This window comes from Burkholderia pyrrocinia, from assembly GCF_018417535.1.
Classification (GTDB): Bacteria; Pseudomonadota; Gammaproteobacteria; order Burkholderiales; family Burkholderiaceae; genus Burkholderia; species Burkholderia pyrrocinia_E.
The window spans coordinates 3,011,971-3,036,129 of record NZ_CP070977.1 but is presented as its reverse complement, the minus strand read 5'-3'; the positions used below and the strand labels follow the sequence as shown (position 1 = coordinate 3,036,129).

Below are 24,159 nucleotides of genomic sequence, written 5' to 3'. Positions count from 1 at the left end.
GCCGCTTTGCCTTCGCATCGTCGCTCCTACCGTGGCCCATAACCTGCTCAACGACACCTTCCTGCGTGCGCTTCTGCGCGAGCCGACCGAGTACACGCCGATCTGGCTGATGCGTCAGGCGGGCCGCTACCTGCCCGAATACAACGCCACGCGCGCGCGCGCCGGCAGCTTCCTCGGTCTCGCGAAGCATCCCGACTACGCGACCGAAGTGACGCTGCAGCCGCTCGAGCGCTTCCCGCTCGACGCCGCGATCCTGTTCTCGGACATCCTGACGATTCCGGACGCGATGGGGCTCGGCCTCGACTTCCAGGTCGGAGAAGGCCCGAAGTTCGCGCATCCGGTGCGCACCGAGGCCGACGTCGCGAAGCTCGCGGTGCCGGACATCGAAGCGACGCTCGGCTACGTGACCGGCGCCGTGCGCGAGATCCGCCGCGCGCTCACCGACGGCCAGGGCCGCCAGCGCGTGCCGCTGATCGGCTTCTCGGGCAGCCCATGGACGCTCGCGTGCTACATGGTCGAAGGCGGCGGCTCGGACGATTTCCGCACCGTGAAGTCGATGGCGTATTCGCGTCCCGACCTGATGCACCGGATTCTCGACGTGAACGCGCAGGCGGTGGCCGCGTACCTGAACGCACAGATCGAAGCGGGCGCACAGGCCGTGATGATCTTCGATACTTGGGGCGGCGCGCTGGCGGACGGCGCATACCAGCGTTTTTCGCTCGACTACATCCGTCGCGTGGTCGCGCAGCTCAAGCGCGAGCACGACGGCGAGCGCGTGCCGGTGATCACGTTCACGAAGGGCGGCGGGCTGTGGCTGGAGGAGATCGCGGCGACCGGCGTCGACGCGGTCGGGCTCGACTGGACGGTCAACCTCGGCGCCGCGCGCGAGCGCGTCGCGGGGCGCGTCGCGCTGCAGGGCAACCTCGATCCGACGATCCTGTTTGCGCCGCCGGCCGCGGTGCGCGAGCAGGCGCGCGCAGTGCTCGACAGCTACGGCAACCACCCGGGCCACGTGTTCAACCTCGGGCACGGCATCTCGCAATTCACGTCGCCCGATCACGTCGCCGAACTCGTCGACGAGGTGCATAACCACAGCCGCGCAATCCGTAGCGGAGCCGCCGGCTGAACGCAAGCGCTGTCATGCTGCACCGCGGGGTGACAGCGTTTCGTTGTTGGCACTAAACAGGGCGCAACCCCGCACCGGTTGCCGATTCGTTGCTTGTCAAGACTTGACTTATACACATTTTCCACGTTGCAGCGCGGTAGAGCCCCGTATCGGTCAAATTGTCTCGCTATGGTTTGGTAATTTGAATAGCAGCCTTATGGAATAAGGCTCCGCGGGACACCGTCGCAAGCGGCGGAAAACAGCGGAAAGCACGGCCCCGCGTGCGTTGCGGCCATTGAACGGCGAGTTCTCAACAAAGTTATCCACAGGCTGGGCAGGGTATACGGCGATTCCTAATGCGAATCCAAAACTTAGCGCCGAATCTGAAGTTTTACTTTAAGTTCGCCGCCGCGATGCGGGCGCGGATGCAAGCCGTCCACGCGGCGCGTGCCGCCGCCGGAGCGCCGTGATGGACGGCACCTACCTGCGCGTCGCGCTCGACCATCCGCTCGCGACCCTGTTCGACTACCGCTGCGATGCGCAGCCGGCACCCGTGCCCGGCACGCTCGTGCAGGTGCCGTTCGGCAAGCGGCAGGCCGTCGGGCTCGTCTGCGAAGTGACGACTCACACCGATGTGCCGCCGTCCCGGCTGCGCGCGATCGACGCGATCTGCGCCGACCTGCCGCCGCTGTCGGCGGACTGGCTCGCGCTCGTGTCGTTTGCCGCCGACTACTATCAGCGCGGGCGCGGCGAGGTCGCGCTGCCGGCGCTGCCGCAGGCGCTGCGGGACGCCGGGCGCTGGGGGCGGCTGCTGGCGCCGGAGGTGCGCTACCGGCCGACGGAAGCCGGCCGCGCGGCGCTGCCCGACGCATTGCCCGCCCGCGGGGCCGCGCTGCGGCGGCTCGCGCAGGCGCTCGTCGACACCGGCTCGCTGGGGCTGCCCGACGCGCGCGCGCTGCATCCGAAGGCGGCCGCGACGCTCGACGACTGGGCGGCGCACGGCTGGGTCGACGTCGAGGAGATCGGCTGGGCCGACGCGCCTGTGCCCAAAGCTGTGGATAACCTGTCGACAACCGGTGGACGAGCTGTGCCGCCGGCGCTCACCGACCAGCAGGCCGAGGCGCTCGACGCGATCCGCGCCGCGCAGGGTTTCGCGCCGTTCCTGCTGCACGGCGTCACGGGCAGCGGCAAGACCGAGGTCTATCTGCATGCGCTGGCGTCGCTGCTCGACGGGCGGCCGGACGCGCAGGCGCTCGTGCTCGTCCCTGAAATCAACCTGACGCCGCAGTTCGAGGCTGCGTTTCGCGCGCGCTTCGCGGGCGCGCTTGCCGACGATGCGATCGTAACGTTGCACAGCGGGCTCGCCGAGGGCGAGCGTGCGCGCAACTGGCTCGCCGCGCACACGGGCCGCGCGCGGATCGTGCTCGGCACGCGCCTCGCGGTGCTCGCGTCGATGCCGACGCTTGCGCTGATCGTCGTCGACGAGGAGCACGAGCCCGCGTACAAGCAGCAGGAAGGGCTGCGCTATTCGGCGCGCGATCTCGCCGTGTGGCGCGCGAAGCAGCTCGGCATCACGATCGTGCTCGGCTCGGCGACGCCGTCGCTCGAAAGCTGGTGGCAGGCCGAGCAGGGCCGCTACACACGGCTCACGCTGTCGCGCCGCGCGGTGGCCGACGCAACGCTGCCGACCGTGCGGCTGATCGATCTCGAAGAAGAGCGGCGGCGCGGGCGCGCGTCGCTGGGCGGGCTGTCGGGGCCGCTCGTCGCGGCGCTGAAGGCGCGGCTCGAGCGCGGCGAACAGAGCCTCGTGTTCCTGAACCGGCGCGGCTACGCGCCGCAGCTCGCGTGCGACGCCTGCGGCTGGGTCGCGGGCTGCCCGCGCTGCAGCGCGTATGTCGTGCTGCACAAGCCCGAGCATGCGCTGCGCTGCCATCACTGCGGTTGGGAAGCGCGCATTCCGCGGTCGTGCCCCGAGTGCGGGAACGTCGACATCGCGCCGCTCGGGCGCGGCACGCAGCGCATCGAGGAGGCGCTCGCCGAGGCTGTGCCCGGCGCGCGCGTGCTGCGGATCGACGCGGACAGCACGCGCCGCAAGGGCAGCGCGCAGGCGCTCTTTTCCGACGTGCACGCGGGCGAGGTCGACATCCTCGTCGGCACGCAGATGATTGCAAAGGGGCACGACTTCCAGCGCGTGTCGCTCGTCGGCGTGCTCAACGCCGACACCGCGCTGTTCTCGCACGACTTCCGCGCGAGCGAGCGGCTGTTCGCGCAGTTGATGCAGGTGAGCGGCCGCGCGGGCCGCGCCGGGCTGCCGGGCGAGGTGCTGGTGCAGACGCGCTACCCGCGTCACGCGCTGTACCACGCGCTCGGGCGGCAGGATTACGTCGGCTTCGCGAATTCGACGCTCGGCGAGCGCCGCGACGCGCACCTGCCGCCGTTCGTCTACCAGGCGCTGCTGCGCGCCGAAGGGCGCACGCTCGACGCGGCGCTCGCGTTCCTGCTGCAGGCCGCGGCCGCATTGCCGGGGCTGCCGGGCGCCGATCGCGTGACCGTGTACGACGCGGTGCCGATGACCATCGTCAAGGTCGCGAACGTCCATCGCGCGCAGTTGCTGCTCGAAAGCGCGTCGCGGGCGGCGCTGCAGCATGCGTTGCGCGCATGGCTGCTGGAGCTGCGCGCGCTGAAGGGCGTGCTGCGGTGGAGCGTCGAGGTCGATCCGCTGGATATCTGAGCGGCGAGCGCGCAGCCGTCGCGCGGCGCGCTGCCGCGTTGAAGCCCGGGGCGCCGGGCACCTTCGAACTGTCTCTCGTCGTGCGCTCATACCCTGGCGGCACGCTCGCCGTCATACCCAGTGCAACCCGGTTTCGTCCGCTTCCGTACCCGCCGGAGGTTGCACGCGCATGTCGAATCGGCCCGATCAGGGAAAACACCGATCCCCGGACCACGGGCAACCCCTAGGTTGCAACCTGCTAAGTGGCTGATTATATTGACTAACCAAAGGGTGCAACCTGCCTCTCAATTTGGTTGCACCTTTTTATTGCGTGCCGTAGGATTTCGCGCATCCTCTCACACCACATTGCCGGGCTCGCACCGGCGCACGAACCCACCATGGCAAGCACGACTCTCGGCGTCAAAGTCGACGACCTTCTCCGCTCGCGCCTCAAGGACGCCGCCGCGCGTCTCGAGCGCACTCCCCACTGGCTGATCAAGCAGGCGATCTTCGCGTATCTCGAGCGGATCGAGCACGGCCAGTTGCCGCCCGAGCTGTCGGGCCACAGCGGCGTCACGGAGCTCGCCGACGGTCAGGCTGCGGACAGCGACGACGACAACTCGCCGCATCCGTTCCTCGAGTTCGCGCAGAACGTGCAGCCGCAATCGGTGCTGCGCGCGGCGATCACGGCCGCGTATCGCCGCCCCGAGCCGGAATGCGTGCCGTTCCTGCTCGGCCAGGCGCGCCTGCCCGCGAACCTGCAGGCGGACGCGCAGGCGCTCGCGACGAAGCTCGTCGAAGCGCTGCGCGAGAAGAGCTCGGGTGGCGGCGTCGAAGGGCTGATCCACGAATTCTCGCTGTCGAGCCAGGAAGGCGTCGCGCTGATGTGCCTCGCCGAAGCGCTGCTGCGTATTCCCGACCGCGCGACCCGCGATGCGCTGATCCGCGACAAGATCAGCAAGGGCGACTGGCGCTCGCACGTCGGCCACGCGCCGTCGCTGTTCGTGAACGCGGCGACCTGGGGGCTGATGATCACCGGCAAGCTCGTGACGACCAACAGCGAAGCGGGGCTGTCGTCGGCGCTCACGCGCCTGATCGGCCGCGGCGGTGAGCCGCTGATCCGCAAGGGCGTCGACATGGCGATGCGCCTGATGGGCGAGCAGTTCGTCACCGGCGAAACGATCTCCGAAGCGCTGGCCAACAGCCGCAAGTACGAAGCGCGCGGCTTCCGCTACTCGTATGACATGCTCGGCGAAGCGGCGACGACCGAAGAGGACGCGCAGCGCTATTACGCATCGTACGAACAGGCGATCCACGCGATCGGCAAGGCGGCCGGCGGCCGCGGCATCTATGAAGGCCCGGGCATCTCGATCAAGCTGTCGGCACTGCATGCGCGCTACTCGCGCTCGCAGCAGGACCGCACGATGAGCGAGCTGCTGCCGCGCGTGCGCTTGCTCGCGCTGCTTGCGCGCCGCTACGACATCGGCCTGAACATCGACGCGGAAGAAGCCGACCGCCTCGAACTGTCGCTCGACCTGCTCGAGGCACTGTGCTTCGATCCGGATCTCGCGGGCTGGAACGGCATCGGCTTCGTCGTGCAGGGCTACCAGAAGCGCTGCCCGTTCGTGATCGATTACCTGATCGATCTCGCGCGCCGCAGCCGTCACCGCCTGATGATCCGCCTCGTGAAGGGGGCGTACTGGGATTCCGAGATCAAGCGTGCACAGGTCGACGGCCTCGAAGGCTATCCGGTCTACACGCGCAAGATCTACACGGACGTGTCGTACCTCGCGTGCGCGAAGAAGCTGCTTGCGGCGCCGGACGCCGTCTACCCGCAGTTCGCGACGCACAACGCTTACACGCTGGCCGCGATCTACCAGCTCGCGGGCCAGAACTACTACCCGGGCCAGTACGAATTCCAGTGCCTGCACGGGATGGGCGAGCCGCTGTACGAGGAAGTCACGGGCCGCGACAAGCTGAACCGTCCGTGCCGCGTCTACGCGCCGGTCGGCACGCACGAGACGCTGCTCGCGTACCTGGTGCGCCGCCTGCTCGAAAACGGCGCGAACACGTCGTTCGTGAACCGCATCGCCGATAAAACCGTGTCGGTGAAGGAACTGGTCGCAGATCCGGCCGACGAAGCGGCGAAGATCGTGCCGCTCGGCGCGCCGCACGCGAAGATCCCGTTGCCGCGCAACCTGTACGGCGACGAGCGTCCCAACTCGATGGGGCTCGACCTGTCGAACGAACACCGTCTCGCGTCGCTGTCGTCCGCGCTGCTCGCGAGCGCGCATTTCCCGTGGCGCGCGGCGCCGATGCTCGCCGACGACGCGCTCGCCGACGCACCGGCCCGCGACGTACGCAACCCGGCCGACCAGCGCGACACGGTCGGCACGGTCAGCGAAGCGACGGCCGAACACGTGAGTGCGGCGCTCGCGCACGCGGTGGCCGCCGCGCCGATCTGGCAGGCGACGCCGGTCGACGCGCGCGCCGATTGCCTGGTGCGTGCAGCCGACCTGCTCGAAGCGCAGATGCACACGCTGATGGGCCTGATCGTGCGCGAAGCCGGCAAGTCGCTGCCGAACGCGATCGCCGAGATCCGCGAAGCGGTCGACTTCCTGCGCTACTACGCCGCGCAGATCCGCGACGAATTCTCGAACGACACGCACCGTCCGCTTGGGCCGGTAGTCTGTATCAGCCCGTGGAATTTCCCGCTGGCGATCTTCATGGGCCAGGTGGCAGCGGCGCTCGCAGCCGGCAACACGGTGCTCGCGAAGCCGGCCGAACAGACGCCGCTGATCGCCGCGCAAGCCGTGCGCCTGCTGCGCGAGGCCGGCGTGCCGGCCGGCGCGGTGCAATTGCTGCCGGGCGACGGCGAAACCGTCGGCGCGGCACTGGTCGCCGATCCGCGCACGCGCGCGGTGATGTTCACGGGCTCGACCGAAGTCGCGCGCCTGATCAACAAGACGCTCGCCGCTCGCCTCGACCCGGACGGCAAGCCGATCCCGCTGATCGCGGAAACGGGCGGCCAGAACGCGATGATCGTCGACTCGTCGGCGCTCGCGGAGCAGGTCGTCGCGGACGTGATGCAGTCGTCGTTCGACTCGGCCGGTCAACGATGCTCGGCGCTGCGCGTTCTGTGTCTGCAGGACGATGTCGCGGACCGCACGCTGACGATGCTGAAGGGCGCGATGCACGAGCTGGCGCTCGGCAACCCCGACCGGCTGTCGACGGACGTCGGCCCGGTGATCGACGGCGAAGCGAAGCAGACGATCGACACGCACGTCGCGGCGATGAAGGACAAGGGCCACGCTGTCACGCAACTGCCGGCGCCCGATGCTTGCGCGAACGGCACGTTCGTGCCGCCGACGCTGATCGAGATCGGCAGCATCGACGAGCTCAAGCGTGAAGTGTTCGGCCCCGTGCTGCACGTCGTGCGCTATCGCCGCAGCCAGCTCGACAAGCTGCTCGAGCAGATCCGCGCGACCGGTTACGGCCTGACGCTCGGCATCCACACGCGGATCGACGAGACGATCGCGCACGTGATCTCGAACGCGCACGTCGGCAACATCTACGTGAACCGCAACGTGATCGGCGCGGTGGTCGGCGTGCAGCCGTTCGGCGGCGAAGGGCTGTCGGGCACGGGCCCGAAGGCCGGCGGCGCGCTGTACCTGCAGCGCCTGCTCGCGACGCGTCCGCCGGGCCTGCCGCGCTCGCTCGCGCAGGCGCTGATGGCGGACGGCGCGGTCGAAGGCGACGCGCGCGGCAACCCGGCGGCGGCGCTCACGACGCTGCGCGACTGGCTGATCGAGCAGCGCGAACCGGCGCTGGCCGCGCGTTGCGACGGTTATCTCGCACAGGTGCCGGCCGGTGCGACCGCGGTGCTGACCGGCCCGACGGGCGAGCGAAACACGTATACACTCGGCCCGCGCGGCACGGTGCTGTGTGTCGCGGCGACGCCGGGCGGCGCGCGCGCGCAGTTCGCGGCGGTGCTGGCGACGGGCAATCGCGCGTTGTTCGCCGGCGCGGCCGGCGAGGCGCTCGTCGCCGCGCTGCCGGCGTCGCTGAAGGCGCATGCGGCCGTGCGCAAGCAGGCCGATGCGGCGTTCGACGCGGTGCTGTTCGAAGGCGACAGCGACGAACTGCAGACGCTCGTGAAGGACGTCGCGCAGCGGCCGGGCCCGATCGTGTCGGTGCAGGGCGTGTCGGTGGGCGCGTTCGAGAACGGCGACGCGGAAGACTACGCGCTCGAGCGGCTGCTGACCGAGCGCTCGGTCAGCGTGAATACGGCCGCGGCGGGCGGCAATGCGAATTTGATGACGATCGGCTGATCATCCTTGCCGTTCGGATCAAACAAAGGAAGCGGCTAGGCGATCCCGAAGCCGCTCCATTTACCCTGGTACCAAGGAGATGCTATGCAACACACGATGAAAAAGCTGGCAGGCGCGACGTTTGTCGCCGTCATGTCGCTGGCGGGGACGGCCCATGCGGATGACGTGAAGATCGGTTACGCAGGGCCGATGACGGGCGCGCAGGCGCACTACGGCAAGGATATGCAGAACGGGATCGTGCTCGCGCTGGAAGACTTCAACGCGACGAACCCGAAGATCGGCGGCAAGCCGGTGAAGTTCGTGCTCAGCACGCAGGACGACCAGGCCGACCCGCGCACGGGCACGACGGTCGCGCAGAAGCTCGTCGACGACGGCATCAAGGGCATGCTCGGCCACTTCAACTCGGGCACGACGATCCCGGCTTCGCGCATCTACGCGAACGCGGGCATTCCGGAAATCGCGATGGCGACGGCGCCGGAATACACGCAGCAGGGTTACAAGACGACCTTCCGCATGATGACGTCCGACACGCAGCAGGGCTCGGTGGCCGGTACGTTCGCGTCGAAGGATCTCGGCATGAAGAAGATCGCGATCGTCGACGACCGCACGGCCTACGGCCAGGGTCTCGCCGACCAGTTCGAGAAGGCCGCGAAGGCCGGCGGCGCGACGATCGTCGACCGCGAGTTCACGAACGACAAGGCCGTCGACTTCAAGGCGATCCTGACCAAGCTGAAGGCCGTGAAGCCGGACCTCGTCTACTACGGCGGCGCGGATTCGCAGGCAGCGCCGATGGTCAAGCAGATGAAGACGCTCGGCATCACGGCACCGCTGATGAGCGGCGAAATGGTGAAGACGCCGACGTTCCTGAAGATCGCGGGCAATGCGTCGGAAGGCACGATCGCGTCGCTGGCGGGTCTCCCGCTCGAAGAGATGCCTGGCGGCAAGGCCTACGCCGACAAATACAAGAAGCGCTTCGGCGAAGATGTGCAGACCTACTCGCCGTACGCCTACGACGGCGCGATGGCGATGCTCAACGCGATGAAGAAGGCCGATTCGACCGATCCGGCGAAGTACCTGCCGGTGCTCGCGAAGAGCGACATGGCGGGCGTCACGTCGACGCACGTCGCGTATGACGCGAAGGGCGACCTGAAGAACGGCGGCATCACGATGTACAAGGTCGAGAAGGGCGAGTGGAAGCCGCTGAAGAGCATCGGCGGCAAGTAAGCAGCCGGTGAATCGCGGGCGGCGGCGAAGGTCGTTGCCCGGCGGGCGGATCATGCGAAAAAGCCACCGGGCCGTCGGGCCCGGTGGCTTTTTTTATCGGCGTGAGCGGGGGGCTACTCGCTGCGCACGCGCAGCAGGAACTTCTGCAGCTTGCCCGTCGGCGTGCGCGGCAGCGCCTGCGCGAACGCGAACTCGCGCGGGATCTTGTACGCGGCGAGCCGCTCGCCGCAGAACGCGCGCAGCGCGTCCGCATCGGGCACCGCGCCCGCGCGCAGCACGACGTGCGCGACGACCGTCTCGCCCCAGTCGGGATGCGGGACGCCGACGACGGCCGCCTCGGCGATGTCCGGATGCGCGCCGAGCACGTCTTCCACTTCCTTCGAATAGACGTTCTCGCCGCCGGTCACGATCATGTCCTTCAGCCGGTCGACGATGAACAGATAGCCATCCTGATCGATCCGCGCGATGTCGCCGGTGCGATACCAGCCGCCCGGTGCGAACGCGGCGCGCGTCGCGGCCGCGTCGTCGAGATAGCCGAGCATCATGCTGTCGGCCTTCAGCCAGATCTCGCCGGTCTCGCCCGGCTGCGCGTCGATGCGGTCCATCCGCACGACGCGAAGGTCGACGCCCGGGCCGCCGTGGCGGCCGATCGAACCGGCCTTCGCGATCTGCTCGTCCGGATACAGCGTCGTGCCGGCCGGCCCCGTTTCCGTCATTCCGTACACCTGGAAGAACGCATCGCTGCGATACGCACGCGCGAGCCGTTCGGCCTGCTCGGCGCCGATCGGGCCGCCGCCGTACAGCCACGCGCGCACGCTCGACAGGTCGAACGCCGCGAAGCCGTCGATCGTGTCGAGCGGCAGCGTGTACGACACCGGCGCGCCGAAATACAGCGTCACGCGCTCGCGCTCGACGGCCTGCAGGAAGCGCAGCGGATGGTATTCGCGCAGCAGCACGACGGTGCCGCCCGCGTACAGCGTGCCGCCGAACCAGTTGTTGAGCGGCGACGAATGCCAGATCGGCATCGCCATCAGCGTGCGCTCGTTGCGGCCGATGCCGGTCGCGAGCGCCGCCGACATCGCGGCGAGCGTCACGGTGCGGTGGCTGTGCATGCAGCCTTTCGGGCGTCCGGTCGTGCCGGACGTGTAGAGGATCTGCGCGATGTCGCCGTCGGCCGGCTCGATGCCCGCGACGCCGTCCATCGTCGTACACATCGTGTCGAAGCACGGCACGCCGTCCAGCTCGCCTTCGGTCACGAGCCGCCGCGCCGGATGAACGATGCGTTCGACCACCGGCGCGAGCGCCACGTCGAACAGGAGCGCCTTGCTGCGGCTGTGTTCGAGCACGTAGTCGACTTCCGGCGCCTGCAGCTTGTGGTTGACCGGCACGAACGTCGCGCCGAGCCGCCACACGCCGAACATCAGGTCGACGAAGGACGGCGTGTTGAAGCACATCGCGGCGACACGGTCGCCGGCCGCGATGCCGAGCGCGCTCAGCATGGCCGCCGCGCGGTGCGAGCGCTCGCGCGCGGCGGCATAGGTGATCGTCGCGGATTCGCTGACGAGGAACGGCTTGTCGGGCGTCGCGCGGGCGGCGCGGTCGAGGGCGGCGACGAGGTTCATCAGGGCTCCGGGCGGACGAACGAAGGCGAACTCAGGCGGACGAACCGGCGTCAGGCCGGGTACGCGCGCTGCAGCAGCGCGGCGACGTCGATCGCTTGCGGATCGAAGCCGCCCGCGATGCGGCCCCAGTCGGGCGCGGCGAGCCGCGTCGCGACGAACGCATCGGCGACGGCCGCCGGCGCATCGCGGCGCAGCAGGCACGCCTGCGCGACGATTGCGAGCCGCTGCGCGAACACGCGGCCCGACCCTTCGAGCGTGTCGGCCGGCGCGGCGAGCATCGCGCGAAGCGCGTCGAGCGCCGCGCGGATGCGCGGTTCGCCCGCACCGAGGTCGGCGAGTTCGGCGAACAGCGCGGCGGCCGCGTCGGGCTCGCGCGACACCGCGCGCAGCACGTCGAGGCACATCACGTTGCCCGAGCCTTCCCAGATCGAGTTGACGGGCGCCTCGCGGAACAGCCGCGCGATCGGGCCGTCGTCGACATAGCCGTTGCCGCCGAACACTTCCATCACCTCGCCGGTCAGCTCGACCGCGCGCTTGCAGACCCAGAATTTCACGGCGGGCGTGACGATCCGCTTCCATGCGCGTTCGCGCGGCGAGTCGTCGCGCTCGAACGCATCGGCGACGCGCATCGCGAGCGCGAGCGCGGCCTCGCTTTCGAGCGCGAGATCGGCGAGCACGGTGCGCATCAGCGGCTGCTCGGCGAGCGCGCGGCCGAACGCATGGCGCTGGCGTGTGTACGCGATCGCCTGCACGACGCCCTGGCGCAGCATCGCCGCGCTGCCGAGCACGCAGTTCAGCCGCGTGTAGGTGGCCATCTCGATGATGGTCGGGATGCCGCGGCCTTCGTCGCCGAGCATGATGCCCCACGCGTCGTTCAGCTCGATCTCGCTGCTCGAGTTGCTGCGGTTGCCGACCTTGTTCTTCAGCCGCTGGATCTCGACGGCGTTCTTCGTGCCGTCCGGCCGCCAGCGCGGCACGTAGAAGCACGACGGGCTCCCGCCTTCGGTGTGTGCGACGACGAGGTGCGCATCGCACATCGGCGCGGAGAAGAACCACTTGTGGCCGCGCAGCCGGTATTCGCCGCCGCGCCCGCCCGCGCCGACGGCGGTCGCGAGCGTCGTGTTCGCGCGCACGTCGGAGCCGCCCTGTTTCTCGGTCATCCCCATGCCGAACCAGATCGAGCGCTTGTCGGCGACCGGCACGTCGCGCGGATCGTAGTCGTCGCTGTAGAGCTTGTCGCGCAGCAGGCCCCACAATGCGGGTTCCTTCTGCAGCACGGGAATCGCGGCCTGCGTCATCGTCGCCGGGCACAGCGTGCCGGCCTCGATCTGGCCGTGCAGGTAGAAGCCGGCGGCGGTCGCGGCCCAGCGGCCGCGGCGCGTATCGCGGAATGCGAGCGACACGAAGCCTTCGTGGCGGTACTGGCCGAGCAGCGCGTGCCACGCCGGGTGGAAATCGACACGGTCGATGCGCCGGCCGCGCCGGTCGAACGTGTGCAGTTCCGGCGGGTGCTGGTTCGCTTCGTCGGCGAGTTGCGCGGTGTCGGCGCTGCCGAGCCGCGCGCCGTACGCGTCGAGCTGCGGCACGGCCCAGTCGGCGCCTGCGCGGGCGAGCGCGTCGCGCAGCGCGATATCCGTCGCGAAGAGGTTATAGTCGACGAGTTCGTCGAACTGGTTCGTGACGGCGTGAGTCGATTCGGTCATCGAGGTGGTCTCCGGTCTCATGCTTCGCGGGCGGCCGGCGTCACGCAACGAGGGTGGCGCGTCGGCGCCGGTTCCGGCTCCCGGTAAAACGCATGTCCTGCTGAATTCCAGAGTAGCAAATATGCCGCCGCGACATGTTCAGGTTCCGGCGCCGCCCGGCCAGCCGGCGGCGCAACCCGCGCCCGCGTTGCGTCGCCGGCCGCGCCAGTCGCGCGCGCAGGCGAGCTCCGACGCGCTGCAGCAGGCGTTCGTTCAGCTTTTGCTCGAACGCGGCTACGCGAAGGCGACGATCCGCGAGATCGCGGCCGTCGCGGGCGTGAGCATCGGCACCTTCTACGAGTATTTCGGCGACAAGCAGAGCCTCGCGGCGTTCTGCATCCACCGGCACGTGCTGGCGATCGCCGACCGGCTGCGCGATGTGGCCGAGCGGCTGCGCGGCGCGCCGCGGGCCGAACTCGCCGCCGCGCTCGTCGACCTGCAGGTCGACGCGATCGGCGCCGACGCGGCGCTGTGGGGCGCGTTCTTCGCGCTGGAGCGACAGGTGTCGCCGCTCGCCGCATATCGCCGGCATTACGACGCGTATGTCGCACTGTGGCGCGACGCGCTTGCGCGCGCGGCCGATCCGCCGCCGGCCGCGCGGCTCGACGGGCTCGCGCGGATGGCGCACACGGTCTGCTACGGCGGCCTCTCGCAGGCGCTGCTGACGCTCGGGCCCGCGCTCGACTTCGCCGCGTTGCGCGGCGAGCTGCGGGCCGTGCTGCTCGCGTATCTGGCGGCGGCGGGCGCGTAGCATCCCCTACGGGTAATGCCTGATTTGCATGTCAGGCTGGCGGGCCAGCCATGCTTCTGCGTGCTTCACACCGCGAGCCATGAGAAAAATGCATGGCGGCCATGACGAACTTTCGATTGTCCGCCGATATTGGCTGGGGCTAAATCATGCGGCAGATGCAGGGCCGCGCGTCGCGCGGGCCAGCCCGAAGGACATCAGAAGGAGGAGTCATGCGAAGCGCCACCGCGCCCCGTTCGAAACTGCCCGACGTCGGGACGACGATCTTCACGGTGATCGGCCAACTGGCCGCGCAACACGATGCGTTGAACCTGTCGCAGGGCGCGCCGAATTTCGCGCCCGATCCGGCGCTCGTCGAAGGCGTCGCGCGCGCGATGCGCGACGGGCACAACCAGTACGCGCCGATGGCTGGCGTGATGGCGCTGCGCGAGCGGCTCGCCGAAAAGACCGAGGCGCTGTACGGCGCGCGCTACGACCCGGCGACCGAGATCACCGTGATCGCGAGCGCGAGCGAAGGGCTGTACGCGGCGATCAGCGCGCTCGTGCATCCGGGCGACGAGGTGATCTATTTCGAACCGTCGTTCGACAGCTATGCGCCGATCGTGCGGCTGCAGGGCGCGACGCCGGTCGCGATCAAGCTGTCGGCCGAGCATTTCCGCGTGAACTGGGACGAGGTGGCCGCGGCGATCACGCCGCGCACGCGGATGATCATCGTGAACACGCCGCACAACCCGACCGCGACCGTGTTCTCGGCCGACGATCTCGAGCGGCTCGCGCAGCTCACGCGCGACACGGGCATCGTGATCCTGTCCGACGAGGTTTACGAGCACGTCGTGTTCGACGGCGCGCAGCACCAGAGCGTGGCGCGCCACCGAGAGCTGGCCGAGCGCAGCGTGATCGTGTCGTCGTTCGGCAAGTCGTTCCACGTGACGGGCTGGCGGGTCGGTCATTGCCTCGCGCCGGCCGGGCTGATGGACGAGATCCGCAAGGTGCACCAGTTCATGGTGTTCGCGGCCGACACGCCGATGCAGGTCGCGTTCGCGGAGATCCTCGCGCGGCCGGACAGCTATCTCGGCCTGTCGGCGTTCTACCAGGCCAAGCGCGACCTGCTCGCGCGCGAGCTGGCCGATTCGCGTTTCGAGCTGCTGCCGAGCGAAGGCTCGTTCTTCATGCTCGCGCGCTTCCGGCACTTCTCGGACGAACGCGACAGCGACTTCGTGCTGCGCCTGATCCGCGATGCGCGCGTCGCGACGATTCCGCTGTCGGCGTTTTATACCGACGGCACCGACGCCGGCGTGATCCGGCTCAGTTTTTCGAAGGACGACGCGACGCTGGTCGAAGGCGCGCGGCGGCTGCGTTCGCTGTAAGGCCCGTACGGAAACCGGCGACGGGGACGTCGCATCGACCGGACACAAGGAGATCACGATGAAGCACACGGCAACCCTGAAACTCGCATTCGCACTCGCGTGCGCCATCGGCTCCGGCGCGGCGCTCGCCGACGCGCAGACGCTGCGCTTCGGCCTTGAAGCGCAATACCCGCCGTTCGAATCGAAAGCGCCGAACGGCGACCTGCAGGGCTTCGACATCGACGTCGGCAATGCCGTCTGCCAGACGGCGAAGCTGTCGTGCAAATGGGTCGAGACGTCGTTCGACGGCCTGATTCCCGCGCTGAAGGGCCGCAAGTTCGACGCGATCAACTCGGCGATGAACGCGACCGAGCAGCGGCGCCAGGCGATCGACTTCACGACGATCATCTATCGCGTGCCGACCCAGCTGATCGCGCGCACCGGCAGCGGCCTGCTGCCGACGCCCGAATCGCTGAAGGGCAAGCGCGTCGGCGTGCTGCAGGCGTCGATCCAGGAAACCTTCGCGAAGGCGCACTGGGAGCCGGCCGGCGTCGCGATCGTCGCGTACCAGGACCAGAACCAGGCGTATGCGGATCTCGTGTCGGGCCGCCTCGATGCGACGCTCGTGCTGGCACCGTCCGGCCAGCGCGGCTTCCTGTCGCGCCCGGACAGCAAGGGCTTCTCGTTCGTCGGCCAGCCCGTGCACGACGACCGGATCCTCGGCAGCGGCATCGCATTCGGCCTGCGCAAGGGCGACGACGCGCTGAAGGCGAAGCTCGATGCGGCGATCGACAAGCTGAAGGCGGACGGCACGGTGAAGTCGCTCGGGCTGAAGTATTTCGGCGATATCGACATCTCGACGAAGTAAGCGGGGCCGCGCGCGATGCAGAATCCGAACCCGGCCGCCGCGAGCGGCGAACAGGACGGCGCGCCGCTGTCGGGCGATGCGCTCGAAGCCGTGCTCGTCGCCGAACTGGGCGACGCGCTCGTCACGCGCTCGGCCGACATCGATCCACGCTACTTCACCGCGTACAACGAGCCGGTCGGCGTACGGCCGCGCGCGCTGGTGCGCCCGCGCAGCGTCGACGACGTGTCGCGCACGCTCGCACTGTGCGCGCGGCTCGGCCAGCCGGTCGTGCCGCAAGGCGGGCTGACGGGGCTCGCACGCGGCGCCGTCGCGCTCGGCGGCGAGGTCGTACTGTCGATGGAGCGCTTCGCGGGTATCGAAGCGCTCGATGCGGCGGCCGGCACGATGACCGTGCGCGCCGGGACGCCGCTGCAGACGGTGCAGGAAGCCGCGGAAGCGGCGGGCTTCACGTTCGGCGTCGATCTCGGCGCGCGCGGCTCGTGCCAGATCGGCGGCATGCTCGCGACCAATGCGGGCGGCACGCGCGCGATCCGTTACGGGATGATGCGCGAGCAGGTGCTCGGGCTCGAGGCCGTGCTCGCGGACGGCACGGTCGTGTCGTCGATGAACCGGATGCTGAAGAACAACGCGGGCTACGACCTGAAGCAGCTGTTCATCGGCAGCGAGGGGACGCTCGGCGTCGTCACGCGCGCCGTGCTGCGGCTGCACCCGTTGCTCGCCGCACCGGCCACGGCGCTGTGCCGCGTGCGCGACTACGACGCGGTGGCCGCATTGTGGAACCGCGTGCGCACGCTGCCCGAGGTCGTCAGCTTCGAGGCGATGTGGCCGGCGTTCTACGACTACGTCGCGCGCCATACGCCGGGCGTTGCCGCGCCGTTCACGGGCGACGGCGGTTTCGCGGTGCTGATCGAGTGCGCGACGAGCGCGCCGGGCGGCGACGCGTATCACGCGCTGGAAACCGGCCTCGCGGCGGGGATCGATGCAGGGCTGGTGGACGACGCGGTGCTCGCGACGTCGGAGCGGCAGGCGCGCGACCTGTGGACGCTGCGCGAAGGCCTCGCGATCGATGCGCTGCCGCAGCTCGTCAACTTCGACGTGAGTTTGCCGACCGGCGAGCTCGGCGCGTTCGCCGAACGCTGCGAGGCGGCGCTGCGCTCGCGCTGGCCGGACGTCACGTGCCTGTTCTTCGGCCATGTCGGCGACGGCAACGTGCATATCGGCGTGTCGCTGGCCGGCATGACCGACGCGGACGCCGACGCGCTCGATCACTGCGTGTACGCGGTGGTGCGGGACATGGGCGGCTCGGTGTCGGCGGAGCACGGGATCGGCGCGCTGAAGCGTCCTTATCTCGCGCACACGCGCAGCGACGCTGAAATCGGGCTGATGCGGCGCCTGAAGGCCGCGCTGGACCCGCGCGGCATCCTGAATCCCGGCAAGGTGCTTTGACGGGGGCGATTCCCGTTAATGGCGGGAATCGGCCTTTGTTACTTGTCAGCCATCCACCCAGCGCAGCGCGCCGATCTTCAGGTGTTCGACGACACTGCGCGCCCAGTCGAGCTCCGCATTGAGCAGCACGAGCGCATGTTCGTTCTGCAGCAGGAACAGGCGCGGCACCTGGTCGGCCTGCGCGGCGTTGCGCAGCGCTTCCAGGCGCCCGCGCTCGGCGTCGAGCCGGGCAATCCGAAGCTCGAGCTGGTGCCGCGCATCTTCAGCGTCAAGCAGCGGCAGGAACGCGAGGCCGGCGCCGAACGCGGGAAATTCACGCGCGGGCTCCGCGAGCAGCGCATGCAACCACGTCTGCCCGGCCGAGTGCCCGGCCTCGGTCAGCGCATACAGCGTGCGCTCCGGAAAGGCGCCGTCGCGCTCGGTGTCGTGCACGGCGATCAGCCCGTCGCGCAGCAGCCGGTCGATCGTCTGGTAGAGGCTCGTGCGCTGCCGCACGTTGACGACTTCGTCGTACCCGCGAGCCTTCAGTTGCTGAAGCATCCCGTACGGATGCATCGGCGTTTCGGTGAGCGTCGCGAGGACCGCGAGCGCGAGCGGGGACGGGCGGCTCGTAGACATGAATAGTTATGATATTCCTAGTAATAATATAACTATTCTCAACCTGAATATCATATTTCGCAAGGGTTTCAGCCGAGGTGCGAGCGCTTCGCGGCCGGCGCGACGGTTTCCATCGTCGCGAGACCGTGCACGATCCCGCAATCCTCGACCGAATGCTCGCCGACGCACTGGCGGCGCAATTCGGTGAGCTGGTCGCGCAGATGCGTGAGTTCCGCGAGGCGCGCGTCGACGTGTCCGATGTGGTCGTCGAGCAGCGAATTGATCGAATCGCAGCGGTCGGCCGGCGTGTCGGTGAGCTGCAGCAGCGCGCGAATCTCGTCGTGCGCCATGTCGAGTGCGCGGCAGTTGCGGATGAAGCGCAGCCGTTCGACGTGCACGTCGGTGTAGTTGCGGTAGTTCGAATCGGTGCGCTCCGCATCCGGCATCAGCCCCTCCTTCTCGTAGAAGCGGATCGTTTCGGGCGTGCAGCGGGCCGCTTTGGCCAGTTCGCCAATCTTCATGCCTTTCTCCCGTGCAAGGGTTGACCTTGTAGTGGCTTCAGGGTGTTAACTCTACACCGTCAAGCCATAAAGGAGGTTGTCATGACCGACGCCCAGCGTACCCACGACCGACGACACCGTCATGCCGACGGCGCCGATACGTGCTGCGCCGACGCGCGCGACACGCAGACGGCGGCCGTTGCCGACGCGGTGCCGGCGGCCGGCGAGCGCGCGCACGGCGAGGCCGCATCGCGCGGCCACGACCATGACCATGATCACGGGCACGGCGGCGGTAACGGGCACGATCACGATCATGCACACGGCGACGCGCATCAGCGCGGCGCCACGTGTTCGCACGGCCATGCCGCGCACGACGATGCGGGTCATGACCACGATCATGCGCACGGCGACGCGCATGTACATGGTGTCGCGTGCTCGCACGACCACGCCGCGCACGATCATGCCGGTCACGACCACGACCACGACCACGACCACGACCACGACCACGACCACGCGGCCGGCGACTGCTGCGCGCCAGCCGCGCTGACGCTCGCGCCGCTGCCGGTCGCGCAGGCGACCGCGTCGGGCCACGTGCGCTCCGCGTTCCGGATCATGCAGATGGACTGCCCGACCGAGGAAACGCTGATCCGCAAGAAGCTCGGCGGGATGAGCGAGGTGTCGGCGCTCGAATTCAACCTGATGCAGCGGATGCTGACCGTCGAACACGTGCCGGGCGCCCAGCCGTCGATCGAAAGCGCGATCCGCACGCTCGGGATGACGCCCGAGGCCGCGTCGCCCGGCGCGCCGGCATCGCGCGTCGCCGACGCGCCCGCGAAGCCGTGGTGGCCGCTGGCGCTGGCGGGCGTCGCCGCGATCGCGTCCGAGGGGGCGACCTGGGCCGGCCTGCCCGTGTGGCTGTCCGCGGCGCTCGCGCTCGCGGCGGTGCTCGCGTGCGGGCTCACCACGTACAAGAAAGGCTGGATCGCGATTCGCAACGGCAACCTGAACATCAACGCGCTGATGAGCATCGCGGTGACGGGTGCGATGGCGATCGGCCAGTGGCCGGAAGCCGCGATGGTGATGGTGCTGTTCACGATCGCCGAGCTGATCGAGGCGAAGTCGCTCGACCGCGCGCGCAATGCGATCCAGGGCCTGATGCAACTCGCGCCGGACACCGCGACCGTGCAGGATGCCGACGGTTCGTGGCGCACGATCGAGGCCGCGCAGGTCGCGCTCGGCGCGGTCGTGCGCGTGAAGCCGGGCGAGCGGATCGGGCTGGACGGCGAAGTCGTCGCGGGCCGCTCGACGGTCAACCAGGCGCCGATCACCGGCGAGAGCCTGCCCGTCGAAAAGACGGCCGGCGACGCCGTGTACGCGGGCACGATCAACGAAGCGGGTTCGTTCGAATACCGCGTGACGGCCGTCGCGGCCAACTCGACGCTCGCGCGGATCATCCACGCGGTCGAGGAGGCGCAGGGCGCGAAGGCGCCGACCCAGCGCTTCGTCGACCAGTTCGCGCGCGTCTACACGCCGATCGTGTTCGCGGTCGCGCTCCTGGTCGCGGTGGTGCCGCCGCTTGTCATGGGCGGCGCGTGGCACGACTGGATCTACCGCGCGCTGGTGCTGCTCGTGATCGCATGCCCGTGCGCACTGGTGATCTCGACGCCGGTGACGATCGTGTCGGGGCTCGCGGCCGCCGCACGGCGCGGGATTCTCGTGAAGGGCGGCGTCTATCTGGAAGAAGGGCGCAAGCTCGCGTGGCTCGCGCTCGACAAGACCGGCACGATCACGCACGGCAAGCCGGTGCAGACCGACTTCGACGTGCATGCGTCCGACGCCGATGCCGCGCAGGTCCGGCACCTCGGCGCGAGCCTCGCCGCGCGCTCGGATCACCCGGTGTCGCAAGCGATCGCGGCCGCGGCGCGCGGTGCCGGAACGGCGGCATTCGCCGATGTGCAGGACTTCGAAGCGCTGGTCGGGCGTGGCGTACGCGGCACGATCGACGGCGTGCGCTACTGGCTCGGCAACCACCGGCTCGTCGAGGAGCTCGAACGTTGTTCGCCTGCCCTCGAAGCGAAGCTCGATGCGCTCGAGCGGCAGGGCAAGAGCGTTGTGGTGCTGGTCGACGACGCGCGCGTGCTCGGCGTCTTCGCGGTGGCCGACACGATCAAGGACACGAGCCGCGACGCGATCGCCGACCTGCATGCGCTCGGCATCCGCACCGCGATGCTGACGGGCGACAACCCGCACACCGCGCAGGCGATCGCGCAGCAGGCCGGCATCGACGACGCGCGCGGCAACCAGTTGCCCGAAGACAAGCTCGCGGCTGTCGAGGAACTGTCGGCCGGCGGCGCGGGCGCGGTCGGGATGGTCGGCGACGGGATCAACGATGCGCCGGCGCTCGCGCGCGCCGACATCGGTTTCGCGATGGGCGCGATGGGCACCGACACGGCGATCGAGACGGCCGACGTCGCGCTGATGGACGACGACCTGCGCAAGATTCCCGCGTTCGTGCGGCTGTCGCGGGCGACGCACCGCGTGCTGGTGCAGAACATCGGCTTCGCGCTCGGCGTGAAGATCGTGTTCCTCGGCCTCACGGTCGCGGGGCTCGGCACGATGTGGATGGCGGTATTCGCGGACGCGGGCGCGAGCCTGATCGTCGTGGCCAACGGCTTGCGGCTGCTGTCGTCCTCCGGGGTGTTCGGCGGCGCGCAGGCCAGGCGTTGAGGAGCGGGCGATGAGCTTTCTGAAACGGATCCTGGGCGGCCACGGCGGTGGCCATGGCGGCGGGCACGGCAACAGCGGCAGCGGCGGCAGCGGCGGCGGGCATCACGGCGGGCAGCGCCGGGACGGGCATGGCGGCCACGATGCGCGCGGCCGCGATCGCTACGGCTGGGGCTGGCAGGCGCCGGCCGACGGTCATGGCGGTCATGGCGGCCATGGCGGCCATGGCGGCCAGGGCGGCAACGTGCCGCTGAGCCAGCTTGCGTGCGCGGGTTGCGGCGCACTCAACGCGGCGGATGCGCGTTTCTGCACGCAGTGCGGTGCGGCGCAACGCGGCAAGGCTTGCAGCCGCTGCCACGCGGCGCTGGCTGCCGACGCGCGTTTTTGTCCAGGGTGCGGGACGCAGGCCGCCTGAGCGTGCCGGCCATTCGCGCCGGCGGCGCATGGACGCCGGCCGGCGCGCTTCGTTTCAGGGCCGGCGCACCGGCCCGTCGATCAGCGCAGCGGCAGGTGGATCTCGGTGCGCAGGTCGGCCGGCGCCGCGTCCATCGGCGTGTTGAGGTACAGCTCGAACGGCGGCGCGTCGGCGGCTTCGCGGCCAGAGTGACGCAGCCAGTCGCCATAGAGCCACTGGTAGGCCGTCTTCAGGTCCGCATACGGCCCCGTATGCAGCAGCACCGCATATTCGCCGCCCGCTACCGTCGCACGTTCGACGGGCGGCACGGGCTCCACGTCCGGCGCGTTGTCGGCCGGCATGAAGCAGGCCTTTGCACGCAGTTGCGCTTCGGGCGTCGTGTCCGGATCGTCGTAGAAAATGCCGATCATCCTGGCGCCCGGGCCGATCAGCCCGTGTTGCCCGACCCACATGCCGACCTGCGCGAATGCGTCGCCGACCTTCATGTACGCGCCGGTATGCGCCACCGCGTAGCCGCGCAGTTCCGGCAGGCGCCGGATCTCGACTTCATGCTTGAACATGTCTTCCTCTCCTCTCTGTAGCGGATAGATGGGCCGGTGGACGCCCGTGCGCCGGTGCTGCGCGGGCGGCACGCCGTAGGCGTCGCGAAACGCCCGGGCGAACGCGTGCGTCGAACCGTAGCCCGCGCGCCGCGCGATCTCGTCGATCGGCCGCGCCGTGCACACGAGATCCTCGGACGCACGCACGATCCGCATCCGCCGCACCGTCAGCACGATCGATTCGCCGTACAGCGCGCGGTAGACGCGCTGCCAGTGATACGGCGACAGGCACGCGACTTCGGCGAGCCGGTTCAGGTCGAGCGGGCCATCGAGATGCGCACGGATGTACTCGTGGACGCGTGCCACGCTGGCCGCATAGCGGATCCACGCGGGTTTGTCGGTTTTCGTTTCGACTGTCATCGGCGTGTCCGGACAAGAACCGACGCCACGGTAGCACGGCCCGAATGGATAAATCTTGCGGAATTGCGTAGCGGCCGGTGAATCCGCCCCTTTTTATTTTGCCGAAATGGGGTCTTGCCCCCCTGATATCTACGACTAAAGTTAAAGACGGTGAAATAGGGTGAAGGCGTCATTTTTCTCGGGTAAGTTGCTCAGGCGGCAACGCACGCTTTTCGAAGTACGCAGGTAGTTCGTCGATGTTCAATCGCAACACCACGTTTTTCGGGAGAACAAGAAATGGATGCTTCCAGCTTCATCACGTCGCTGCAGACCACGCTAGGCGGATATCTGCCAAAGATCGCCGGCGCGATCGGCATCCTGGTGATCGGCTGGCTGATCGCGGTGGTGGTGCGGGCCGGTGCGCTGCGCCTGCTCAACGCGCTGAAGGTCGACCAGCGGATCAACGAAAGTACCGGCCAGGGTGCGTACGTCGAGCGGATCATCGCCGGCGGCCTGTTCTGGCTGGTGCTGCTCGTCACCGCGGTGGGCATCTTCAACGTGCTCAACCTGTACGCGGTCTCCAATCCGTTCTCGCTGCTCGTCACGCACATCGTCAACTACCTGCCGAACCTGATCGGCGGCGCGGCGCTGACGCTGATCGCGTGGCTCATCGCGTCGCTGCTGCGCAGCCTCGCGAACCGCGCGCTGAAGGCCAGCAAGATCGACGACAAGCTGTCCGAAGGCGCGGGCATGCAGCCGATGAGCGGCTACCTCGGCGACGTGCTGTTCTGGCTCGTGATCCTGATGTTCCTGCCGGCGATCCTCGCGTCGTTCGCACTGTCGGGCCTGTTGTCGCCCGTGCAGGGGATGGTCGACAAGCTGCTCGCGATCGTGCCGAACCTGTTCGCGGCCGCGGTGATCGGCTTTGTCGGCTGGATCGTTGCGCGCGTGCTGCGCGGCCTCGTGACGAACCTGCTCGTCGCCGCCGGCGCCGACCGCCTCACGCAGCGTCTCGACAGCCCGACGCCCGTGCGCGTGTCGAGCCTGATCGGCACGATCGTCTACGTGTTCGTGTTCGTGCCGACGCTGATCTCCGCACTCGACGCGCTGAAGATCGACGCGATCTCGGGCCCCGCGACCAACATGCTGAACCAGTTCCTCGGCGCGGTGCCGGACATCGTCGCGGCGATCGTGATCGTGCTCGTCACGTTCTACTTCGCGCGCTTCGTCGCGTCGCTCGCGCAGAAGCTGCTGGAAGCCGCCGGCGTCGACGGGCTGCCGGCCGTGCTCGGCGTCGAGCGCGTGTTCTCGGGGATCCTGCAGCCGTCGGTGCTGGTCGCGCGGCTGATCGTGTTCTTCGCGATGCTGTTCGCGTCGGTCGAGGCAGCGAACCGGCTCGGCTTCTCGCAGGTGCGCGACGTCGTCACGCTGTTCATCGAATTCGGCGGCCATGTGCTGATGGGCGGCGTGATCCTCGTGATCGGCGTGTGGCTCGCGGGCCTCGCGCGCCGCGTGATCGAGCAGGCCGACCGCGAGCATAGCGTGCTGTTCGCGCGCATCGCGCAATTCGCGATCCTCGGCCTCGTGTTCGCGATGGGGCTGCGCGCGATGGGCATCGCGAACGAGATCGTTCAGCTCGCGTTCGGCCTCGTGCTCGGCGCGATCGCGGTGGCCGTCGCGCTGTCGTTCGGCCTCGGCGGCCGCGAAGCGGCCGGCAAGCTGCTCGACCGCTGGTTCAACCAGCGCAGCGGCGGCCAGTAAGCGTGGGGGGCCCGGCCGCCTCGTGCGGCCGGATGGCACTCGCAACGACCGCGGCCGGCGTTTCAGAAAGCTAAATGTCAGC

The 24,159-nt window shown here is 69.1% G+C and carries 18 protein-coding genes; 11 read left to right on the top strand and 7 right to left on the bottom strand.

Annotated features, from left to right (window positions below; all coding sequences use genetic code 11):
* Window positions 1-31: 31 nt before the first annotated feature.
* The 4 genes from hemE (at window position 32) to JYG32_RS14050 (ending at window position 9,370) form a co-directional block, all read left to right on the top strand.
* Window positions 32-1,126 (top strand): uroporphyrinogen decarboxylase, encoded by a 1,095-nt coding sequence (hemE, locus tag JYG32_RS14065; protein ID WP_249744549.1) that lies wholly within the window; start codon window positions 32-34, stop codon window positions 1,124-1,126.
* 448 nt (window positions 1,127-1,574) lie between these two features.
* Window positions 1,575-3,836, top strand: coding sequence for a primosomal protein N' (locus JYG32_RS14060; RefSeq protein WP_174380350.1), 2,262 nt, complete (start codon window positions 1,575-1,577; stop codon window positions 3,834-3,836).
* A 377-nt stretch (window positions 3,837-4,213) separates the two neighbouring features.
* Window positions 4,214-8,146, top strand: a complete 3,933-nt coding sequence (gene putA, locus JYG32_RS14055) for a trifunctional transcriptional regulator/proline dehydrogenase/L-glutamate gamma-semialdehyde dehydrogenase (protein ID WP_213263866.1) — start codon at window positions 4,214-4,216, stop codon at window positions 8,144-8,146.
* An 84-nt stretch (window positions 8,147-8,230) separates the two neighbouring features.
* Window positions 8,231-9,370: a branched-chain amino acid ABC transporter substrate-binding protein gene (locus tag JYG32_RS14050; protein WP_174384501.1), complete on the top strand. Its 1,140-nt coding sequence runs from the start codon at window positions 8,231-8,233 to the stop codon at window positions 9,368-9,370.
* 113 nt (window positions 9,371-9,483) lie between these two features.
* On the opposite strand, the gene JYG32_RS14045 is transcribed toward JYG32_RS14050, so the two are convergent.
* A complete protein-coding gene (locus JYG32_RS14045; RefSeq protein WP_213263865.1) occupies window positions 9,484-10,992 on the bottom strand; it encodes a class I adenylate-forming enzyme family protein in 1,509 nt (502 codons plus the stop codon).
* 50 nt (window positions 10,993-11,042) lie between these two features.
* The gene (locus tag JYG32_RS14040; protein ID WP_213263864.1) at window positions 11,043-12,695 is read right to left on the bottom strand and encodes an acyl-CoA dehydrogenase family protein; all 1,653 of its coding nucleotides are present in this window, start codon (window positions 12,693-12,695) and stop codon (window positions 11,043-11,045) included.
* Between the two features lie 121 nt (window positions 12,696-12,816).
* On the opposite strand from JYG32_RS14040, the gene JYG32_RS14035 reads away from it, so the two are divergent.
* The 4 genes from JYG32_RS14035 (at window position 12,817) to JYG32_RS14020 (ending at window position 17,142) form a co-directional block, all read left to right on the top strand.
* Complete coding sequence (locus JYG32_RS14035; protein WP_213263863.1) at window positions 12,817-13,485, top strand: TetR/AcrR family transcriptional regulator; 669 nt, start codon at window positions 12,817-12,819, stop codon at window positions 13,483-13,485.
* 209 nt (window positions 13,486-13,694) lie between these two features.
* Window positions 13,695-14,849 carry a pyridoxal phosphate-dependent aminotransferase gene (locus JYG32_RS14030; protein WP_213263862.1) on the top strand — a complete coding sequence of 385 codons (1,155 nt, stop codon included), beginning with the start codon at window positions 13,695-13,697 and terminating at the stop codon, window positions 14,847-14,849.
* Between the two features lie 58 nt (window positions 14,850-14,907).
* Window positions 14,908-15,696 (top strand): ABC transporter substrate-binding protein, encoded by a 789-nt coding sequence (locus tag JYG32_RS14025; protein WP_174384163.1) that lies wholly within the window; start codon window positions 14,908-14,910, stop codon window positions 15,694-15,696.
* 15 nt (window positions 15,697-15,711) lie between these two features.
* Window positions 15,712-17,142 carry an FAD-binding oxidoreductase gene (locus JYG32_RS14020; RefSeq protein WP_213263861.1) on the top strand — a complete coding sequence of 477 codons (1,431 nt, stop codon included), beginning with the start codon at window positions 15,712-15,714 and terminating at the stop codon, window positions 17,140-17,142.
* Between the two features lie 45 nt (window positions 17,143-17,187).
* Here JYG32_RS14020 and JYG32_RS14015 read toward each other — a convergent pair whose 3' ends face one another.
* From JYG32_RS14015 to JYG32_RS39695, 4 genes are all read right to left on the bottom strand, one after another.
* The gene (locus JYG32_RS14015) at window positions 17,188-17,760 is read right to left on the bottom strand and encodes a PadR family transcriptional regulator (RefSeq protein ID WP_174384161.1); all 573 of its coding nucleotides are present in this window, start codon (window positions 17,758-17,760) and stop codon (window positions 17,188-17,190) included.
* A 68-nt stretch (window positions 17,761-17,828) separates the two neighbouring features.
* Window positions 17,829-18,260, bottom strand: coding sequence for a Cd(II)/Pb(II)-responsive transcriptional regulator (gene cadR / locus JYG32_RS14010; protein ID WP_011546785.1), 432 nt, complete (start codon window positions 18,258-18,260; stop codon window positions 17,829-17,831).
* A 51-nt stretch (window positions 18,261-18,311) separates the two neighbouring features.
* The gene (locus JYG32_RS39700) at window positions 18,312-18,701 is read right to left on the bottom strand and encodes a hypothetical protein (RefSeq protein ID WP_249744548.1); all 390 of its coding nucleotides are present in this window, start codon (window positions 18,699-18,701) and stop codon (window positions 18,312-18,314) included.
* A gap of 5 nt (window positions 18,702-18,706) precedes the next feature.
* On the bottom strand, window positions 18,707-18,853 hold the full coding sequence (locus JYG32_RS39695; RefSeq protein WP_249744547.1) for a hypothetical protein: 147 nt from the start codon (window positions 18,851-18,853) through the stop codon (window positions 18,707-18,709).
* 4 nt (window positions 18,854-18,857) lie between these two features.
* Between JYG32_RS39695 and JYG32_RS14005 the strand changes: the two genes are divergently transcribed.
* Together JYG32_RS14005 and JYG32_RS14000 are read left to right on the top strand one after the other, a co-directional pair.
* Window positions 18,858-20,966: a heavy metal translocating P-type ATPase gene (locus JYG32_RS14005; protein ID WP_249744546.1), complete on the top strand. Its 2,109-nt coding sequence runs from the start codon at window positions 18,858-18,860 to the stop codon at window positions 20,964-20,966.
* A gap of 10 nt (window positions 20,967-20,976) precedes the next feature.
* The gene (locus JYG32_RS14000; RefSeq protein WP_213263859.1) at window positions 20,977-21,378 is read left to right on the top strand and encodes a zinc ribbon domain-containing protein; all 402 of its coding nucleotides are present in this window, start codon (window positions 20,977-20,979) and stop codon (window positions 21,376-21,378) included.
* Window positions 21,379-21,458: 80 nt separating this feature from the next.
* Here JYG32_RS14000 and JYG32_RS13995 read toward each other — a convergent pair whose 3' ends face one another.
* Window positions 21,459-22,337 carry an AraC family transcriptional regulator gene (locus JYG32_RS13995; protein ID WP_213263858.1) on the bottom strand — a complete coding sequence of 293 codons (879 nt, stop codon included), beginning with the start codon at window positions 22,335-22,337 and terminating at the stop codon, window positions 21,459-21,461.
* A 276-nt stretch (window positions 22,338-22,613) separates the two neighbouring features.
* On the opposite strand from JYG32_RS13995, the gene JYG32_RS13990 reads away from it, so the two are divergent.
* Complete coding sequence (locus JYG32_RS13990) at window positions 22,614-24,077, top strand: mechanosensitive ion channel (RefSeq protein ID WP_213263857.1); 1,464 nt, start codon at window positions 22,614-22,616, stop codon at window positions 24,075-24,077.
* Window positions 24,078-24,159: the final 82 nt, after the last annotated feature.

Bases quoted from the DNA above. Each gene is read 5' to 3' on its own strand.
- JYG32_RS14060 (WP_174380350.1), top strand. From the start codon at position 1,575: ATGGACGGCACCTACCTGCGCGTCGCGCTCGACCATCCGCTCGCGACC.
- putA (WP_213263866.1), top strand. From the start codon at position 4,214: ATGGCAAGCACGACTCTCGGCGTCAAAGTCGACGACCTTCTCCGCTCG.
- JYG32_RS14050 (WP_174384501.1), top strand. From the start codon at position 8,231: ATGCAACACACGATGAAAAAGCTGGCAGGCGCGACGTTTGTCGCCGTC.
- JYG32_RS14045 (WP_213263865.1), bottom strand. From the start codon at position 10,992: ATGAACCTCGTCGCCGCCCTCGACCGCGCCGCCCGCGCGACGCCCGAC.
- JYG32_RS14040 (WP_213263864.1), bottom strand. From the start codon at position 12,695: ATGACCGAATCGACTCACGCCGTCACGAACCAGTTCGACGAACTCGTC.
- JYG32_RS14035 (WP_213263863.1), top strand. From the start codon at position 12,817: ATGCCGCCGCGACATGTTCAGGTTCCGGCGCCGCCCGGCCAGCCGGCG.
- JYG32_RS14030 (WP_213263862.1), top strand. From the start codon at position 13,695: ATGCGAAGCGCCACCGCGCCCCGTTCGAAACTGCCCGACGTCGGGACG.
- JYG32_RS14025 (WP_174384163.1), top strand. From the start codon at position 14,908: ATGAAGCACACGGCAACCCTGAAACTCGCATTCGCACTCGCGTGCGCC.
- JYG32_RS14020 (WP_213263861.1), top strand. From the start codon at position 15,712: ATGCAGAATCCGAACCCGGCCGCCGCGAGCGGCGAACAGGACGGCGCG.
- JYG32_RS14015 (WP_174384161.1), bottom strand. From the start codon at position 17,760: ATGTCTACGAGCCGCCCGTCCCCGCTCGCGCTCGCGGTCCTCGCGACG.
- cadR (WP_011546785.1), bottom strand. From the start codon at position 18,260: ATGAAGATTGGCGAACTGGCCAAAGCGGCCCGCTGCACGCCCGAAACG.
- JYG32_RS39700 (WP_249744548.1), bottom strand. From the start codon at position 18,701: ATGATCGTGCGCGGCGTGGTCGTGCGAGCACGCGACACCATGTACATG.
- JYG32_RS39695 (WP_249744547.1), bottom strand. From the start codon at position 18,853: ATGATCCGGAACGCGGAGCGCACGTGGCCCGACGCGGTCGCCTGCGCG.
- JYG32_RS14005 (WP_249744546.1), top strand. From the start codon at position 18,858: ATGGACTGCCCGACCGAGGAAACGCTGATCCGCAAGAAGCTCGGCGGG.
- JYG32_RS14000 (WP_213263859.1), top strand. From the start codon at position 20,977: ATGAGCTTTCTGAAACGGATCCTGGGCGGCCACGGCGGTGGCCATGGC.
- JYG32_RS13995 (WP_213263858.1), bottom strand. From the start codon at position 22,337: ATGACAGTCGAAACGAAAACCGACAAACCCGCGTGGATCCGCTATGCG.
- JYG32_RS13990 (WP_213263857.1), top strand. From the start codon at position 22,614: ATGGATGCTTCCAGCTTCATCACGTCGCTGCAGACCACGCTAGGCGGA.